The following is a 14829-nucleotide window of genomic DNA, read 5'->3' on the forward strand; positions in this document are numbered from 1 at the left end:
GAGACGTCTCGTTACCGACGGGCGGCGCGCATGACTCGCGACGTCATCGAGGGACCACGCGCATCCTCCTCGAACAGCTCCGCCAGCTTCTCGGTCATCACCCCGCCGAGTTCCTCGGCGTCGACGATCGTCACCGCGCGCCGATAGTAGCGCGTGACGTCGTGGCCGATGCCGATGGCGAGGAGCTCGACTGGCGAGCGCGTCTCGATCTCCTCGATCATCCAGCGCAGGTGCCGTTCGAGGTAGTTTCCGGGATTCACCGAGAGCGTCGAATCGTCGACCGGGGCGCCGTCGGAGATCACCATCATGATCTTGCGCTGCTCCGGGCGCGCGATCAGGCGCTTATGCGCCCAGTCGAGCGCCTCGCCGTCGATGTTCTCCTTGAGCAGGCCCTCGCGCATCATCAGCCCGAGGTTCTTCCGCGCGCGGCGCCAGGGGGCGTCGGCAGGCTTGTAGATGATGTGGCGCAGGTCGTTCAGGCGGCCGGGGGAGGACGGCTTGCCGCTTGCGAGCCAGGCCTCGCGCGACTGCCCGCCCTTCCAGGCCCGCGTCGTGAAACCGAGGATCTCGACCTTGACGCCGCAACGCTCCAGCGTGCGTGCCAGGATGTCGGCGCAGGTCGCAGCCACCGTGATCGGCCGGCCGCGCATCGAGCCCGAATTATCGAGCAGCAGCGTGACGACGGTGTCGCGGAAGTTCGTGTCCTTCTCCTGCTTGAAGGAGAGGGGCTGGAACGGGTCCATGACCACGCGCACGAGCCGGGCAGGATCGAGCTGGCCTTCTTCGAGGTCGAAGTCCCAGGCGCGGTTCTGCTGGGCGAGCAGGCGGCGCTGCAGCCGGTTGGCCAGCCGGCCGACCACGCCCTGTAGATGGGCGAGCTGCTTGTCGAGATAGGACCGCAGCCGCGTCAGCTCTTCGGCATCGCAGAGGTCCTCGGCGTAGACCTCCTCGTCGAAGCGCGGATTGTAGACCTTGTACTCGGGACCGATGACCTGGTTGGGGCGCGGCGTCGGCGGGCGAGCATTCTCCGAGGCCTGCTCCGAATCGGCATCGTCCGCCTCGTCGGGCAATTCGCCGGACGGCGCATCGGCGGATTCGGTCGCGCCCTCGTCGAGATCCTTGGCTTCCTCCTCGGACACCTCGATCTCGGCGCGGTCGCCCTGCGACTGCTCCTCTGCGTCGCCCTCGCTCGGCTGCTGCTCGTCGTCCTGGTTCTCCGACTCGTCCTCGTTCTCGTCGTCATCCGGGTCGAACGGCGTCTCGTCCGCCATGTCGAGGGAGGTCAGCAGGTCGCGCACCGAGCGCGCGAAGGCGCGCTGGTTCTCGAGCGAGCCGAGCAGCCCGTCGAGATTCTTGCCGGCCTTTTCCTCGATATGCTCGCGCCAGAGATCGACGATCTTTCGCGCGGCAGCCGGAGGGCGTTGTCCGGTCAGGCGCTCGCGCACCATCAGCGCGACGGCATCCTCCATCGGCGCGTCGGCCCGGTCGGTGATGTCCTCGTAGCGCCCGCCGCGATGGTAGCGGTCCTCGAGCATCGCCGTGATGTTGGAGGCGACGCCGGCCATGCGGCGCGAGCCGATCGCCTCGACGCGCGCCTGCTCGACGGCGTCGAACACGGCACGGGCCTGAGCACTCTCCGGCGCGAGGCGGCGATGCACGCCGACATCGTGGCAGCCCAGCCGCAGCGCCATCGCGTCCGAATGGCCGCGCAGCACCGCGACGTCTTCCGCCGTCAGCTTGCGAGCCGGCTCCGGCAGGCGGGCCTTGTCGCCGAGCAGGGCAGGGCGATCGCTCGCATAGGTGACCTCGACCTCCGACCGGCGGGCGATGGCCCGCAGGCAGCCGGCCACGGAGCGCTTCAACGGCTCCGCGACGGGCTCGCGTGTGGCAGTGACCTTGCTGCGGTTGGGGATAGACAAAAGGGCGTGCCTGTCAGCTCAGGGCTACGTTCACCGCGCTTTCCGGCAGCTCCTTGCCGAAGGCGCGCTGATAGAACTCGGCCACCAGGGGCCGTTCCAGCTCGTCGCACTTGTTCAGGAAGGTCACGCGGAAGGCGAAGCCGATATCCTTGAAGATGTCGGCGTTCTCGGCCCAGGTGATCACCGTACGCGGGCTCATCACGGTGGAGAGGTCGCCGTTGATGAAGGCGTTGCGGGTCAGGTCCGCCACGCGCACCATCCGGTTGACGAGGTCCTTGCCCTGCTCGTTGCGGTAATGAACCGCCTTGGACAGGATGATGTCCACCTCGCGGTCATGCGGCAGGTAGTTCAGCGTCGTGACGATCGACCAGCGGTCCATCTGGCCCTGATTGATCTGCTGCGTGCCGTGATAGAGGCCCGAGGTATCGCCGAGGCCCACCGTGTTGGCGGTGGCGAAGAGCCGGAAGGCCGGGTGAGGGCGGATCACGCGCTTCTGGTCGAGCAGCGTCAGGCGGCCGGAGACTTCCAGCACGCGCTGGATCACGAACATCACGTCCGGTCGGCCGGCATCGTACTCGTCGAAGACGAGCGCGACGTTGTTCTGCAGCGCCCAGGGCAGGATGCCGTCCTGGAAGGCAGTCACCTGCTTGCCGTCCTTGAGGACGATGGCGTCCTTGCCGACGAGGTCAATGCGCGAGATGTGGCTGTCGAGGTTCACCCGCACGCAGGGCCAGTTCAGCCGCGAGGCGACCTGCTCGATATGGGTCGACTTGCCGGTGCCGTGATAGCCGGTGACCATCACGCGGCGGTTCTTGGCGAAGCCCGCCAGGATCGAGAGCGTGGTCTCACGGTCGAAGATGTAGTCTTCGTCGCGATCCGGCACGTGCTCGTCGGCCTCGGAGAAGGCCGGCACCTTGAGGTCGAGATCGATTCCAAAGGCCTCGCGGACGGAGACTTCCCGGTCCGGGAGCGAGGCGTAGGTGTCGTCAGAAAGCATGTATAGGCCTCTTCGGGGCGCGTGCGCCCGCGTCAATCGCTGGCTTGCGCCTGGCTCTGGGACAGGCCGCTGGACGGAATTCCGATGCCCTCCTTAGTCGCGGCTTCCCACAACCGCCAAGGGGGCAGGGCGGATATAATTCTCGGCAGCCGGATTGCCGCCCCCCACGAGGTAGCATCCTTCATGCCGTGAGCGCGCGCCTCGCTCAGCAGAGATTGGCGGCCCGCAGGATGTCGTGGGCACGGATGATGTCGCGCAGGCGATCCTCGAAGGAGCGGTCGCCGCCATTGGCGTCAGGGTGGAAGCGTTTCACCAGCACCTTGTACTGCGCCTTGATCGCCGCCGTATCCGCATTCTCGTCGAGGCCGAGAACGTCGAGGGCCTTGCGCGCCGCAGAGGACAGGCGCGGACGCTTCGGCTCGGGCGCCGTCGTCTTTCGCTCGTTCCCGCCGATACCGGCCGCGCGCAGTATGCCGAGCGGATCGGCATAGGCCCAGTCGCGCTCGGGCTGCGCATCGCGGCGGCGCTTGCGCGGCTCGGCGCTGCCGGAGCCCATCGCCCAGGTCGGACGGTGGCCGATGATCGCGTCCTTCTGGAAAGCCTGAACGGCGTCGTCGTTCATGCCGTCGAAGTAGTTATAGGCGGCGTTGTAGGCGCGCACGTGGTCGATGCAGAAGCGAAGGTACTGCCCCTCGTGCTTGCGGCCCTTCGGCGCGCGATAGATGCCGGGCTGCTGGCAGCCGGGCGCCTCGCAGAGCGTCTCCGCCGCAGTCTTCTGGCCCGCGCCGTCCTTGGCCGACCCGGATTTCGGGTCGTCGCATTTGGGCTTGATGCGGATGCTGTCGAACAGCGGCGAGTTGAGATCCATAACGGTGCGATTATGAGAGGCAGAACCGGAGAGGCAAGGCCGGCGGGCCTGATGCCGCATGCATGGTTTCGGGCTTGACGGGTCGAGCCGCGGACCGGCCGAAGCACGGGTGGAGACGAGAATGAGCGGCCAGGGCACGCTGAAGGACTGGATCGGGCAGACCCTGCAGGCGGAGCTCGCGCCGACCCATCTCGACGTGGTCGACGAGTCCCACATGCATGCGGGCCATGCCGGCGCGCGGCCGGGCGGCGAAACGCATTACAGGGTAGATGTGGTCTCGGCCGCCTTCGAAGGGAAGAGCCGGGTCGAGCGCCACCGCCTCGTCAACGCCGTTCTCGCCCCGGCCTTCGAGCGCGGCCTGCATGCCCTCGCGCTCAAGGCGCGCACGCCGGCCGAGGCCGGCTGAGCTCTCTCCGATGGCGCTCCAATGCACGCCGCAGATCGCCATCGACGAGGCCGAGCTCGAAGAGAGTTTCGTGCGTGCCTCCGGGCCGGGCGGCCAGAACGTCAACAAGGTGGCGAGCGCCGTCCAGCTGCGCTTCGACGTGCGCCGCTCGCCCTCCCTGCCGAATGCGGTTGCCATCCGGCTGATGAAGCTCGCCGGCCGCCGCCTCACCGATGACGGCGTGCTCGTCATCGATGCGCGCCAGTTCCGCACCCAGGAGCGCAACCGGGCCGACGCCCGCGAGCGCCTCGCGGCCCTGGTCGCCGAGGCCGCCGTGCCGCCAAAGACGCGGCGCGCGACGCGGCCGACGCTCGCATCGAAGACGAGGCGGCTCGAATCCAAGAGCCGCCGCGGCGCGGTCAAGCGCATGCGCGGCGATATCGGCGGCGACTGAAGCCGCTCGAGCGCGCCTGTCCCTGACGCCACCCATGCTCTCATTCTGAGGTGCAAAGCAAAGCGAAGTCTCGAAGGAGGCCTCCAGCCGGCCGCGCGATCCCTGGAGCCCTCCTTCGAGGCCTGCTGGCGCGGGCACCTCAGGATGAGGTGATTGGTGGGAGGGAGGCGACCAGCGTCATGCCGATACGCGAGACGCCACCTCAGCGAGGCTTGCGCAACACCGCGATCCGTCCCGGCACATCCTGGCCGCGCTGCTGCCGGACGGCCGCATGCGGTAGGGCAGCGAGGTCCAGCGCGGCATCCCTGACAGCGGCACGCAGATGCGCATCGCCATGGGCGTAGCGCCCATCCGCGCCGAGCACGACGCCATCACCGTCATGCGATTGGACGGAGACGACGGCGAGCGCCCCCGGCCGCAGCACGCGGCCGATGGCGGCGAAAACCGGCACGAGATCGGGCAGGTAGATCAGCACGTCGGCCGCGATCACGAGGCTCGCGCTCTCCGGCGGCTCGTCGGCGAGGAAGGCAGTCAATTCGCCCTCATACAGCCGCGCGTAGAGCCCGCTGCGTCGGGCCAGGGCCAGCATCTCCGGCGAGAGATCGACACCGGCCAGCGTGCCCACGCGGCCGGCGAGCGCGCGTCCCATCAAACCGGTGCCGCAGCCGAGATCGAGCGCCGTCTCGAACCGGCCCGGCGCGTCGGGCAGGGCGTCGAGCGCCTGCAGGATCAGCTCCGGCCCGCGGTAGCGCAGGTCGCCGACGAGGTGACGCTCGAAGCGTGCGGCATAGCCGTCGAACAGCGCTCGTACGTAGGAGGGCGTGATTGCGGCGAGCGCGTCGCCCGCACCGAGCTCGGCCAGATGCAGCCGGGCGCCGAGCGCATCGTCGGGGTCGATGTCGAGGGCAGTGGCGTAGGCCGTGCGGGCTGCCTCTCCCTCTTCAGGCGTCCCCGAGCCGAGAGACAAGGCTTCGCGTGCCCGGCCGAGCAGGAACCAGGCCGGTGCGTAGCGGGGTGCGCGTTCGATGGCCTGCTCGGCCATCTCGGCGGCGCCCTGTGCGTCGCCCTCCGCCAGGCAGGCCTGCGCATAGGCGAAGCGGCGATCGGCGAGGAGGTCACCGGACGAACGTTGGCGGGACATGGTGTCTGGGATGGGATGCTGAGCGGTGGCCGCCTCCTATATCCTCAACAATGCCGATCAGCGCCTCCGAATTGCTCACCCTGACGCGGGAGGGCCTGTACTGCCCCCTCGGGCGCTTCCACGTCGATCCGACCTGGCCTGTCGAGCGCGCGCTGATCACCCACGGCCATGCCGACCACGCCCGGGCCGGCCACGGCGAAGTGCTCGCCACGCCGGAGACGCTGCGGATCATGGCCGTGCGCTACGGCGAGGATTTTTGCCGGTCCCGGCAGGAGGCGCGCCTCGGCGAGGTGATGCGCATCGGCGACGTCACCGTACGATTCGCTCCCGCCGGCCACGTGCTCGGCTCGGCGCAGATCGCCATCGAGCGGGACGGCAAGCGCATCGTGGTCTCGGGCGACTACAAGCGGGCCCCGGACCCGACCTGCCTGCCCTTCGAGGTCATTCCCTGCGACGTCTTCATCACCGAGGCGACCTTCGGCCTGCCGGTCTTCGTGCATCCCGACACGCGCGGCGAGGTGCGCAAGCTCCTCGACTCGGTAGCCTTGTTTCCCGAGCGCGCGCACATCGTCGGCGCCTATGCGCTCGGCAAGGCGCAGCGCGTGATGGCGCTGCTGCGGGAAGAGGGCTGGGACAGGCCGATTCACCTGCACGGCGCCATGGAGAAGCTGACCGAGCTGTACAAGCGCGAGGGCATTCCGCTGGGCGACACGCCGAAGGTCGTCGCCGCCGAGCGCAAGGACCTGACCGGTGCCATCGTGATCTGCCCGCCATCCTCGATCCAGGACCTGTGGGCGCGAAAATTCCCCGATCCGGTGACGGCCTTCGCCTCGGGCTGGATGCGGGTGCGCGCCCGTGCCCGCCAGAAGGGCGTCGAGCTGCCGATGGTGATCTCCGACCATTCGGACTGGCCGGATCTCTGCCGCACCATCCGCGACACGGGTGCGGAGGAGGTCTGGGTCACGCACGGGCAGGAGGATGCGCTGGTGCATTGGTGCGGTACGCAAGGCATCAAGGCGAGGCCGCTTCACCTCTTGGGCTACGGCGATGACGGCGAGGCGGAGCCCGATCCCGCCGCGAAGCCGGAGATGGAGGAGGCCTCGTCGTGAACGACTTCGCCCACCTCCTCGACCGCCTCGCCTACGAGCCCCGCCGCAACGCCAAGCTGCGGCTGCTGCAGGATTTCTTCGCGAGCACGCCCGATCCCGAGCGCGGCTATGCTTTGGCCGCCATGACCGGGAACCTGAGCTTTCGCGAGGCCAAGCCGGCGATGATCCGGGGGCTCGTCGAGGAGCGGGTCGACCCGGTGCTGTTCGACCTGTCGCGAAACTACGTGGGCGATCTGGCGGAGACGGTGGCGCTGATCTGGCCATCACCCGCCATGGATCCGGGCCCGCGCAAATCGTCGAACGAGAAATCCTCGACCGGGCGCAACACCGGCGCCGCTGGAGCGTCGCGGGTGGACTCGGGGTCTTCGCGTCTGGCGAGTCCCGGAACGACGGTCGAGGGGCGGGAGGCCGGCCTCGGCCACAACAACCCGCCCCCCGACGTCCCAACCCTCTCCGACGTGGTCGAAACCCTCGCGACGACCGGGAAGAAGGACCTCCCCCGCCATCTCGCCGGCTGGCTCGACGCCCTCGACGAGACAGGGCGCTGGGCGCTGCTGAAGCTCGTCACCGGCAATCTGCGCGTCGGCGTCTCGGCGCGGCTGGCAAAGACGGCTGTCGGCGCGCTCGGCGGCCAGGAGGCGGATGCGGTCGAGGAGGTCTGGCACGGGCTGGAGCCGCCCTATGAAACGCTGTTCGCCTGGGTCGAGGGCAGGGGCGAGCGGCCGGAGACGCTGAACCCGGCCCCGTTCCGGCCGCCGATGCTCTCGCACCCGATCGAGGAGGAGGCGGACCTCGACAAGCTCGACCCGGATGCCTTCTCGGCCGAATGGAAATGGGACGGCATCCGCGTCCAGCTCGCCGGCGGCCTGGACCGGGATGGCCGGCAGGTCGCGAAAATCTATTCGCGGACCGGCGAGGACATCACCGGTGCCTTTCCGGACCTTGCCGAGGCCATCACCTTTCAGGGCGCCATCGACGGCGAGCTTCTGATCCTGCGCGAGGGGAGGGTGCAGAGCTTCAACGTGCTGCAGCAGCGGCTCAACCGAAAGGCGGTGACGCCGCGGCTGCTGGACGAGTTTCCGGCGCATGTGCGCGCCTACGACCTGCTCGCCACCGACGGCGAGGATCAACGGGCGCTGCCCTTCTCGGAGCGACGCGGGGCGCTCGAGACACTCGTCAGGAAACTCGACCACGCGCGGATCGATCTCTCGCCGATCGTGCCCTTCGCGACCTGGCAGGATCTGGCAGCGGCACGCGCCGATCCGGCCTCGGCGGACGCCGGCGAGGATGCCGACGCGATCGAGGGCGTGATGCTGAAGCGCCTCGACAGCGTCTACCAGCCAGGCCGGCCCAAGGGCCCGTGGTGGAAGTGGAAGCGCGAGCCGTTCATCGTCGACGCGGTGATGATGTACGCCCAGCGCGGGCACGGGAAACGCTCGTCCTTCTACTCGGACTACACCTTCGGATGCTGGCGGGAGGGCGCGGCTGGCGCGGACGAGCTCGTGCCGGTGGGGAAAGCCTATCATGGCTTCACCGATGCCGAGCTGCAAAAGCTCGACCGCTACGTCCGCAACCACACCACCAAGCGCTTCGGGCCGGTGCGCGAGGTGGCCTATGGCCGCGAGGCCGGCCTCGTGCTGGAGATCGCCTTCGAGGGCGTGCAGCGCTCGACGCGGCACAAATCGGGCGTCGCCATGCGCTTCCCCCGCGTCAGCCGCATCCGCTGGGACAAGCCGCCGGCCGAGGCCGACCGGGTCGAGGCGCTGGAGCGGATTCTGGAGCGCGGAGAGCGCGAGATCGCGCCCGGCGCGAGCATGGAGAGCGATGGATGAGGCAATCCGGCAAGATTGGCGCGATCGAGGGCTTCTCGAGCGGCGCCGTCGAACGGCGGGCGAGCGCCCGGCTCACGGTCGCGACCCCGGGCCAGGGTTTCACGGAGATCACCGACGCCGTCGCCGCCTTCGTACGCCAGAGCGGCCTGCGCGATGGGCTCGTCACGGTGTTCTGCCGGCACACCTCGGCGTCGCTGACCATCCAGGAGAACGCCGATCCGGACGTGCGCACCGACCTGCTCACCGCCCTCGACAGCCTCGCGCCGCGCGATGCCGGCTGGGTGCACGACGCGGAGGGGCCGGACGATATGCCCGCGCATATCCGGACCATGCTCTCGGATTCCGGCCTGACGGTGCCGGTGATCGACGGCCGGCTCGGGCTGGGGACCTGGCAGGGGATCTACCTGATCGAGCACCGCGACCGGGGGCACCGGCGGGAGATCCTGTTGAGCGCGATCGGGGCCTGACGGTCTCGTACCCGCCAGCGACGCCTCCGCCTGGACTGCGTCGCCAGCGAGGGCATCGCCGTATGTCGATTAGCGGGTGTGGTGCCCGCCCTGTGCGCCGCTGGTCTTCATCGAGGTGTAGGTCGCGCTATCACGGTCGAAGCGGCTTGCAGGCTGCATGTTGGAGGTCACGCTGGGGGCGGGAGCGCCGTAGGTCGGGACGTCGAGCTGGGCGCCCCAGACGTTGATGGTACGGGTCTGAGCGAAAGCACCGCCGGTGGCACCAGCGACAAGAATAGCTGCAACACAGATCTGCTTGAACATGAAATTTATCTCCTGAATTCAGCATGTGGTCTGTTGTCGACCGCAGCTGTTCAGGATTTCGCGCCATCATCGGGAGGGTTACACACGGATTTCATTCGTGTGCGACAGCGCACACGCACCCCGGTGCTAGAGAATCAGTTGCGAGACCGGTCGCGATAGGCTGCGAAGCCTTTCGCGCGTAGCGCACAGGCGGGGCATGTGCCGCAACCATAGCCCCAGTCATGCCGCTCTCCACGCTCGCCGAGGTAGCAGGTATGGCTGTCCTCGACGATCAGATCGACCAGTCTCTCACCACCGAGTTCGTCCGCCAGCCCCCAGGTTGCGGCCTTGTCGAGCCACATCAGCGGGGTGTGCAGCACGAAGCGCCGCTCCATGCCGAGGTTGAGCGCCACCTGCAGCGCCTTGATCGTGTCGTCGCGGCAATCCGGGTAGCCGGAATAGTCGGTCTCGCACATGCCACCGACGATGTGACGCAGGCCCCGGCGATAGGCGAGGGCGGCGGCGAAGGTCAGGAAGACGAGGTTACGGCCCGGCACGAAGGTGTTGGGCAGGCCGTCCGCCGCCATGGCGATCTCGGTGTCGCGGGTCAGCGCGGTCTCGGAGACGGCGCCGAGAGTGGCGAGGTCGACGGTGTGGTCGGGGCCGAGCCGGCGCTCCCAGCCCTCGTCGATGCGCCCGAGCTCGCTGCGCAGCCTGTCCCGGCAATCGAGTTCGATGCGGTGGCGCTGGCCGTAATCGAAGCCGAGGGTCTCGACGCGGGGAAAGCGGGCAAGCGCCCAGGCGAGGCAGGTCGTCGAATCCTGTCCGCCCGAGAACAGGACCAGCGCGCCGTCGTCGCCTGGTTCAGTCGCCGTCATAGTCCGCCCAGGAGAGCGGCGTTTCCATCACCTTCACGTTGGTGAGCCCCGGCAGCAGCGGCTTGGTCCGCTGCCAGATCCAGGCCGCGATGTGCTCGGCGGTGGGATTCTCCAGCCCCTCGATCTCGTTGAGGGTGTGGTGGTCGAGGCGCTCCAGGATCGGCTTGAACGCGCTCTCGACGTCGTAGAAGTCGATCACCCAGCCGCTCGTCGCATCCACCGGGCCGGAGACCGTGAGCTCGACGCGGTAGGAATGCCCGTGCATGCGCGAGCAGCGATGCGTCTGCGGCACGTTCGGCAGGCGGTGAGCCGCCTCGAAAGTGAAGGCCTGGGTGATCTTCATCGTGTCTCGTCCGGCGCGCGCGTCTCGATCGCGGCAGTGGCACCTGAACTCAACGACGAGCTTACAGAAGGAAAATGGTGGAGCCTAACGGGATCGAACCGATGACCTCTTCCATGCCATGGAAGCGCTCTCCCAGCTGAGCTAAGGCCCCACTTGTATCCGGAACGGTCCGTTCCGGTAACTCTCCGGCGGGCAACCCGTCGGCGAGGGCGGTTCTATAAGCGGTGGTTTGCCGGGACTCAAGCCCCTTTTTCGGTCCTTTTTCCGCCCCTGCCGTGTGTGTCGTCACGGCATCAGGGGCGGAGGTCGACAGCGAGCGATCAGTTGTCGTCGTCGTTGTCGTCGTCGTTCTCGACGAGGTCAGAAACGTCGTCGTCATCCTCCTCTTCGAGGAAGGTGTCGTCGTCGCCGCCGGGCGAATCCGTATCGTCGTCGCCGTCGTCGTCGCCGTCGACCTTGACGTCGCCGTCCTCGCTCGCCTCGGCCTCATCGAGGGACACGATCTCCGGGCCCGTCTCGTCCTCGTCCTCTTCGTCGTCGTCCTTGCGGTTGATGACCGGCGCGGAGCCGCGGCCGGCGGCCGCCATCTGGAAGACCGTGCCGCATTTCGGGCAGGTCGCCGGATCGCGGGACAGGTCGTAGAACTTAGCGCCGCAATTCATGCACTGGCGCTTGATGCCGAGTTCCGGTCGGGCCACGGGCGGGAACCTCTGGGGTCGTGTCGGGGGGAGCGCGGCCCCGTTAGTCGGCTCCTGCGAGCATGTCAAATGCCGTGGCAACCGAGCCGATGAATAGAGGCAGAACCGGCACGAGGCGGGGGCCGGATGACGTGCAGCCGGCCCCATGGTAACGGGCGCCATCCCGGGACGCCCCGATCCCCTGAAACAGCCCCTCAGCCTCGCCCGTGTCGCACGCCTCAGAGCCGCAACCCGTCACCGCCTCGCCCGGAACACCGCTGCGCGGCGCGCTGCGGCCGCCGGGGGACAAGTCGATCTCGCATCGGGCGATGATCTTCGGCCTGCTCTCCATCGGCGAGACGCGCGTCGAAGGCTTGCTCGAAGGCGACGACGTGCTGCGCACCGCCGACGCGGCGCGGGCGCTCGGCGCCTCCATCGAGCGGCTGGGCGAGGGCCGCTGGCGGGTGAAGGGCGTCGGCATCGGCGGCCTCGGCGATCCGGACGGCGTGCTCGATTTCGGCAATGCCGGCACCGGCTCGCGGCTGATGATGGGCGTGGTCGGCGGCCAGCCCGTCACCGCGACCTTCGACGGCGACGCGTCCCTGCGCAAGCGCCCGATGCGCCGCATCCTCGATCCGCTCCTCAAGATGGGCACGCAGATCGTGTCCGAGGCCGAGGGCGGGCGTGTGCCCCTGACCCTGCGCGGGCCGTCGGAGGCGATCCCGATCACCTACGAGACGCCGGTGGCTTCGGCGCAGATCAAGTCGGCAGTGCTGCTGGCAGCGCTGAACGCTCCCGGCATCACCACGGTGATCGAGGCGGCCGCGACCCGCGACCATACCGAGCGGATGCTGCGCCTGTTCGGCGCCGACGTGTCGGTCACGCCGCATGGGCCCGGCGGCCACGGCCGCTCCATCGCGCTCACCGGCCAGCCGACCCTGCGTGGAACGGACGTGATCGTGCCGGCCGACCCGTCCTCGGCAGCCTTCCCGCTGGTGGCGGCGCTGATCGTGCCGGGTTCGGAGGTGACGATCGAGGGCGTGATGATGAACCCGCTGCGCATCGGCCTCATCACCACGCTTCTGGAAATGGGTGCCGATATCAAGCGGCTGAACGAGCGCGAGGAGGGCGGCGAGACCGTCGCGGACCTGCGCGTGCGCGCCAGCCGGCTGCGCGGCGTCGACGTTCCGGCCGAGCGAGCGCCCGCGATGATCGACGAGTATCCGGTGCTCGCCGTCGCTGCCGCCTTCGCGGAGGGCACGACGCGAATGAACGGCCTGCACGAATTGCGCGTCAAGGAATCCGACCGCCTCGCCGCGGTCGCCGACGGTCTCGCCGCCAACGGCATCGATCACACGATCGAGGGAGACGACCTCATCGTCCGGGGCGACGGCTCCCCGCCGCGCGGCGGCGGCACGGTGGCGACGCATCTCGACCACCGCATCGCCATGTCCTTCCTCGTGCTGGGGCTCGCGGCCCGCGACCCGGTTACGGTGGATGACGGCGCGATGATCGCAACGAGCTTCCCGAGCTTCACGCCGAGCATGACGGCGCTCGGCGCCGCGATCGCGGGCTGAACGCATGCCGCTGCTGATCGCCATCGACGGGCCGGCCGCCTCGGGCAAGGGCACGCTCGCCCGCCGCCTCGCCTTGCATTACGGCCTGCCGCATCTCGATACCGGGCTGCTCTACCGGGCCGTTGCCCTGCAGATGCTCGATGCCGGGATCGATCTCGGCGACAGGGCAGAGGCCGGGCGCGTCGCGTCCAATCTCGTCGCAGACCAGCTCGCTGACCCGCGGCTGCGTGAGCGCGCCATGGGCGAGGCAGCCTCGCGGGTCTCCGGCATCCCGGAGGTGCGCGCCGCGCTGCTGTCCTGGCAGCGCCGTTTCGCCGCCGGCGAGGCCGGTGCGGTGCTCGATGGACGCGATATCGGCACTGTGATCTGCCCCGATGCGCGCGTGAAGCTGTTCGTCACCGCCTCGCCCGAGGAGCGCGCCCGCCGCCGCCACAGCGAACTTGCTGGGCGCGGGGAGGAAACCACGCTCGCGGCGATCCTCGCCGACATCCGCGCCCGCGATGAGCGCGACAGCTCCCGCAGTGCCGCTCCCCTCCGGGCTGCCGAGGATGCCGTGCGAATCGATACGACCGAACTCGACGCCGACGAGGCCTTCGCCGTAGCCCGCGACGTCGTCGAACGCGCCCGCGAGCACTGATACGACTTCCGGTTGAGTTTTCGCAGACATCTTTGCCGTTGCGGGCAGCGAAGCGATCCGGAGCCAACGCGCCGACATTTGCGGGCGTGACTCCCGATTTGCTCTGCTGTTCGCCGGCACGGCCGGATCGCTGGGGCAGGGGAGCGATCCAGTCGATCAGGGCCTGTCTCAGGCGGGGCGCCTGCGCCTTGGACCCCCCTCGGATGACCGGCTTTACCCGAGGAAGATTGCGCACCACCGTTCCCAGGCGGTCAAGCTTGCGCTAGGTTCTCCCACACTTGCACCGGTTGTGCCGCAAATGCTGGCCAGAATCGGCCGCCATCTGGGAGCTGGCCTGTGGGTCGCTATTTCTTCGACATCGATGACGGTTCAGTCATTGCCGACGAGGTCGGCCGCGAGATCGGCGATGGCACCATGCTGCGAAGGGAAGCCCTTCGTGTCGTCACGGCCCTGATGGCCGCCGAAGCAGAAGATGCAAGAGAAACAACCCTCGTTCTCTCGGCGCGGAACGAAGCGGGGAAGATTTCGCTTAAAGTTCGGATGGCGTGTCAGGTTGAGACGCTGTAGCAATAAAAGACTGTGCGTTTTTTAATTCGATGACGACCATCTCCAGCAGCACACGAAGCTTGAAAGTGCCGTGAGAGCCAAGTCTTTCACGGATCTTCTCGACATCGGAGATGGCTTCGGTCACGAACTGCTTTTCAACGTCGGACATCATTTGCCCTCCGCGGCACGCTGGCATCCGGCAGCAACGCTAGGACTATAGGGTGCCGACGGAGGATGTACATGCATCATCCGCAAAATATCGCCGACCGTATCAAAAGGCACTGAAGAGCACCAACGGAATACTCTATCCGTATCGCACTCATATCCCTTCCTCGACGATGAACTGCAACGTCGCGCCCCTCGCGATAGATCACGGCCGCATCCGAGCCGTCCCATAACGACGAGGTCCAGCTCAGCAGCCGACCCTTCACCTCGTTCTGCGGCAGCATATTTCCGGCCGTCGTTGCAGGGTGGGTGGAGGCAAGTCGGCGATGATCAATGGAGTGCCTTCAGGTTGGTTCCTGGGGCGACGGACTTGTCCAGGGGTATCGAATACTGGGCACTCGGTATGGGTCATCCTGGCGGCCCAATGCGCCCTCGCGCTTGCCGGAGGCAGGGCTGAACCGGCTCGAGAGATGCTGGGCGGAGGATCTCGGTCATGCCGTTTCCGGCTGACCGGATCTGTTCGTCGGTGAGGCTCTCCACCCTCGGGGGATT

17 protein-coding genes and 1 tRNA gene are annotated in these 14829 nt (G+C 68.1%); 8 read left to right on the top strand and 10 right to left on the bottom strand.

Annotated features, from left to right (window positions below; genetic code table 11):
- Positions 1 to 11: 11 nt before the first annotated feature.
- From cobT to MGN01_RS13565, 3 genes are all read right to left on the bottom strand, one after another.
- Positions 12 to 1919: a cobaltochelatase subunit CobT gene (gene cobT, locus MGN01_RS13555; RefSeq protein WP_147047160.1), complete on the bottom strand. Its 1908-nt coding sequence runs from the start codon at positions 1917 to 1919 to the stop codon at positions 12 to 14.
- A 13-nt stretch (positions 1920 to 1932) separates the two neighbouring features.
- A complete protein-coding gene (gene cobS, locus MGN01_RS13560; protein ID WP_147047162.1) occupies positions 1933 to 2916 on the bottom strand; it encodes a cobaltochelatase subunit CobS in 984 nt (327 codons plus the stop codon).
- Between the two features lie 205 nt (positions 2917 to 3121).
- The gene (locus MGN01_RS13565; protein ID WP_147047164.1) at positions 3122 to 3784 is read right to left on the bottom strand and encodes a J domain-containing protein; all 663 of its coding nucleotides are present in this window, start codon (positions 3782 to 3784) and stop codon (positions 3122 to 3124) included.
- A 121-nt stretch (positions 3785 to 3905) separates the two neighbouring features.
- Here MGN01_RS13565 and MGN01_RS13570 point away from each other — a divergent pair, with 121 nt between their 5' ends.
- Together MGN01_RS13570 and arfB are read left to right on the top strand one after the other, a co-directional pair.
- Positions 3906 to 4190 carry a BolA family protein gene (locus MGN01_RS13570; RefSeq protein WP_147047166.1) on the top strand — a complete coding sequence of 95 codons (285 nt, stop codon included), beginning with the start codon at positions 3906 to 3908 and terminating at the stop codon, positions 4188 to 4190.
- 10 nt (positions 4191 to 4200) lie between these two features.
- The gene (arfB, locus tag MGN01_RS13575) at positions 4201 to 4623 is read left to right on the top strand and encodes an alternative ribosome rescue aminoacyl-tRNA hydrolase ArfB (protein WP_147047169.1); all 423 of its coding nucleotides are present in this window, start codon (positions 4201 to 4203) and stop codon (positions 4621 to 4623) included.
- Between the two features lie 202 nt (positions 4624 to 4825).
- Here the strand turns inward: arfB and MGN01_RS13580 are convergent, their stop codons facing one another.
- Entirely contained in the window at positions 4826 to 5764 is a 939-nt protein-coding gene (locus MGN01_RS13580) for a class I SAM-dependent DNA methyltransferase (protein WP_147047170.1), read from the bottom strand.
- Positions 5765 to 5814: 50 nt separating this feature from the next.
- On the opposite strand from MGN01_RS13580, the gene MGN01_RS13585 reads away from it, so the two are divergent.
- The 3 genes from MGN01_RS13585 to MGN01_RS13595 are packed head-to-tail and all read left to right on the top strand — an operon-like array spanning position 5815 to position 9172.
- Complete coding sequence (locus tag MGN01_RS13585; RefSeq protein WP_147047172.1) at positions 5815 to 6873, top strand: ligase-associated DNA damage response exonuclease; 1059 nt, start codon at positions 5815 to 5817, stop codon at positions 6871 to 6873.
- Entirely contained in the window at positions 6870 to 8705 is a 1836-nt protein-coding gene (locus MGN01_RS13590; protein ID WP_147047174.1) for a cisplatin damage response ATP-dependent DNA ligase, read from the top strand. Before MGN01_RS13585 ends, MGN01_RS13590 begins: the two co-directional genes overlap by 4 nt.
- A complete protein-coding gene (locus tag MGN01_RS13595; RefSeq protein ID WP_147047176.1) occupies positions 8702 to 9172 on the top strand; it encodes a secondary thiamine-phosphate synthase enzyme YjbQ in 471 nt (156 codons plus the stop codon). The genes MGN01_RS13590 and MGN01_RS13595 overlap by 4 nt, the downstream gene beginning before the upstream one ends.
- 69 nt (positions 9173 to 9241) lie before the next feature.
- On the opposite strand, the gene MGN01_RS13600 is transcribed toward MGN01_RS13595, so the two are convergent.
- From MGN01_RS13600 to MGN01_RS13620, 5 genes are all read right to left on the bottom strand, one after another.
- The gene (locus tag MGN01_RS13600) at positions 9242 to 9475 is read right to left on the bottom strand and encodes a hypothetical protein (RefSeq protein ID WP_147047178.1); all 234 of its coding nucleotides are present in this window, start codon (positions 9473 to 9475) and stop codon (positions 9242 to 9244) included.
- Between the two features lie 134 nt (positions 9476 to 9609).
- Positions 9610 to 10332 (bottom strand): 7-cyano-7-deazaguanine synthase QueC, encoded by a 723-nt coding sequence (queC, locus tag MGN01_RS13605; protein ID WP_147047180.1) that lies wholly within the window; start codon positions 10330 to 10332, stop codon positions 9610 to 9612.
- Positions 10319 to 10675, bottom strand: a complete 357-nt coding sequence (queD, locus tag MGN01_RS13610; RefSeq protein WP_147047181.1) for a 6-carboxytetrahydropterin synthase QueD — start codon at positions 10673 to 10675, stop codon at positions 10319 to 10321. Before queD ends, queC begins: the two co-directional genes overlap by 14 nt.
- A 75-nt stretch (positions 10676 to 10750) precedes the next feature.
- Positions 10751 to 10826: transfer RNA gene (locus tag MGN01_RS13615), tRNA-Ala, on the bottom strand.
- A gap of 169 nt (positions 10827 to 10995) precedes the next feature.
- Positions 10996 to 11373, bottom strand: a complete 378-nt coding sequence (locus MGN01_RS13620) for a TIGR02300 family protein (RefSeq protein ID WP_147047183.1) — start codon at positions 11371 to 11373, stop codon at positions 10996 to 10998.
- Positions 11374 to 11579: 206 nt separating this feature from the next.
- Between MGN01_RS13620 and aroA the strand changes: the two genes are divergently transcribed.
- From aroA to MGN01_RS13635, 3 genes are all read left to right on the top strand, one after another.
- Entirely contained in the window at positions 11580 to 12929 is a 1350-nt protein-coding gene (aroA, locus tag MGN01_RS13625) for a 3-phosphoshikimate 1-carboxyvinyltransferase (RefSeq protein WP_147047185.1), read from the top strand.
- Between the two features lie 4 nt (positions 12930 to 12933).
- On the top strand, positions 12934 to 13566 hold the full coding sequence (gene cmk / locus MGN01_RS13630) for a (d)CMP kinase (protein WP_147047187.1): 633 nt from the start codon (positions 12934 to 12936) through the stop codon (positions 13564 to 13566).
- A gap of 336 nt (positions 13567 to 13902) precedes the next feature.
- Positions 13903 to 14133, top strand: coding sequence for a DUF6894 family protein (locus MGN01_RS13635; RefSeq protein WP_147047189.1), 231 nt, complete (start codon positions 13903 to 13905; stop codon positions 14131 to 14133).
- Here MGN01_RS13635 and MGN01_RS13640 read toward each other — a convergent pair.
- Entirely contained in the window at positions 14096 to 14284 is a 189-nt protein-coding gene (locus tag MGN01_RS13640) for a hypothetical protein (protein WP_147047190.1), read from the bottom strand. The genes MGN01_RS13635 and MGN01_RS13640 overlap by 38 nt on opposite strands.
- Positions 14285 to 14829 lie beyond the last annotated feature (545 nt).

This window comes from Methylobacterium gnaphalii (assembly GCF_007992215.1).
Lineage (GTDB): Bacteria > Pseudomonadota > Alphaproteobacteria > Rhizobiales > Beijerinckiaceae > Methylobacterium > Methylobacterium gnaphalii.

Coding starts and splice junctions, on each gene's coding strand:
- cobS (WP_147047162.1), bottom strand. CDS start 2,916: ATGCTTTCTGACGACACCTACGCCTCGCTCCCGGACCGGGAAGTCTCC.
- MGN01_RS13565 (WP_147047164.1), bottom strand. CDS start 3,784: ATGGATCTCAACTCGCCGCTGTTCGACAGCATCCGCATCAAGCCCAAA.
- MGN01_RS13570 (WP_147047166.1), top strand. CDS start 3,906: ATGAGCGGCCAGGGCACGCTGAAGGACTGGATCGGGCAGACCCTGCAG.
- arfB (WP_147047169.1), top strand. CDS start 4,201: ATGGCGCTCCAATGCACGCCGCAGATCGCCATCGACGAGGCCGAGCTC.
- MGN01_RS13580 (WP_147047170.1), bottom strand. CDS start 5,764: ATGTCCCGCCAACGTTCGTCCGGTGACCTCCTCGCCGATCGCCGCTTC.
- MGN01_RS13585 (WP_147047172.1), top strand. CDS start 5,815: ATGCCGATCAGCGCCTCCGAATTGCTCACCCTGACGCGGGAGGGCCTG.
- MGN01_RS13595 (WP_147047176.1), top strand. CDS start 8,702: ATGAGGCAATCCGGCAAGATTGGCGCGATCGAGGGCTTCTCGAGCGGC.
- MGN01_RS13600 (WP_147047178.1), bottom strand. CDS start 9,475: ATGTTCAAGCAGATCTGTGTTGCAGCTATTCTTGTCGCTGGTGCCACC.
- queC (WP_147047180.1), bottom strand. CDS start 10,332: ATGACGGCGACTGAACCAGGCGACGACGGCGCGCTGGTCCTGTTCTCG.
- queD (WP_147047181.1), bottom strand. CDS start 10,675: ATGAAGATCACCCAGGCCTTCACTTTCGAGGCGGCTCACCGCCTGCCG.
- cmk (WP_147047187.1), top strand. CDS start 12,934: ATGCCGCTGCTGATCGCCATCGACGGGCCGGCCGCCTCGGGCAAGGGC.
- MGN01_RS13640 (WP_147047190.1), bottom strand. CDS start 14,284: ATGATGTCCGACGTTGAAAAGCAGTTCGTGACCGAAGCCATCTCCGAT.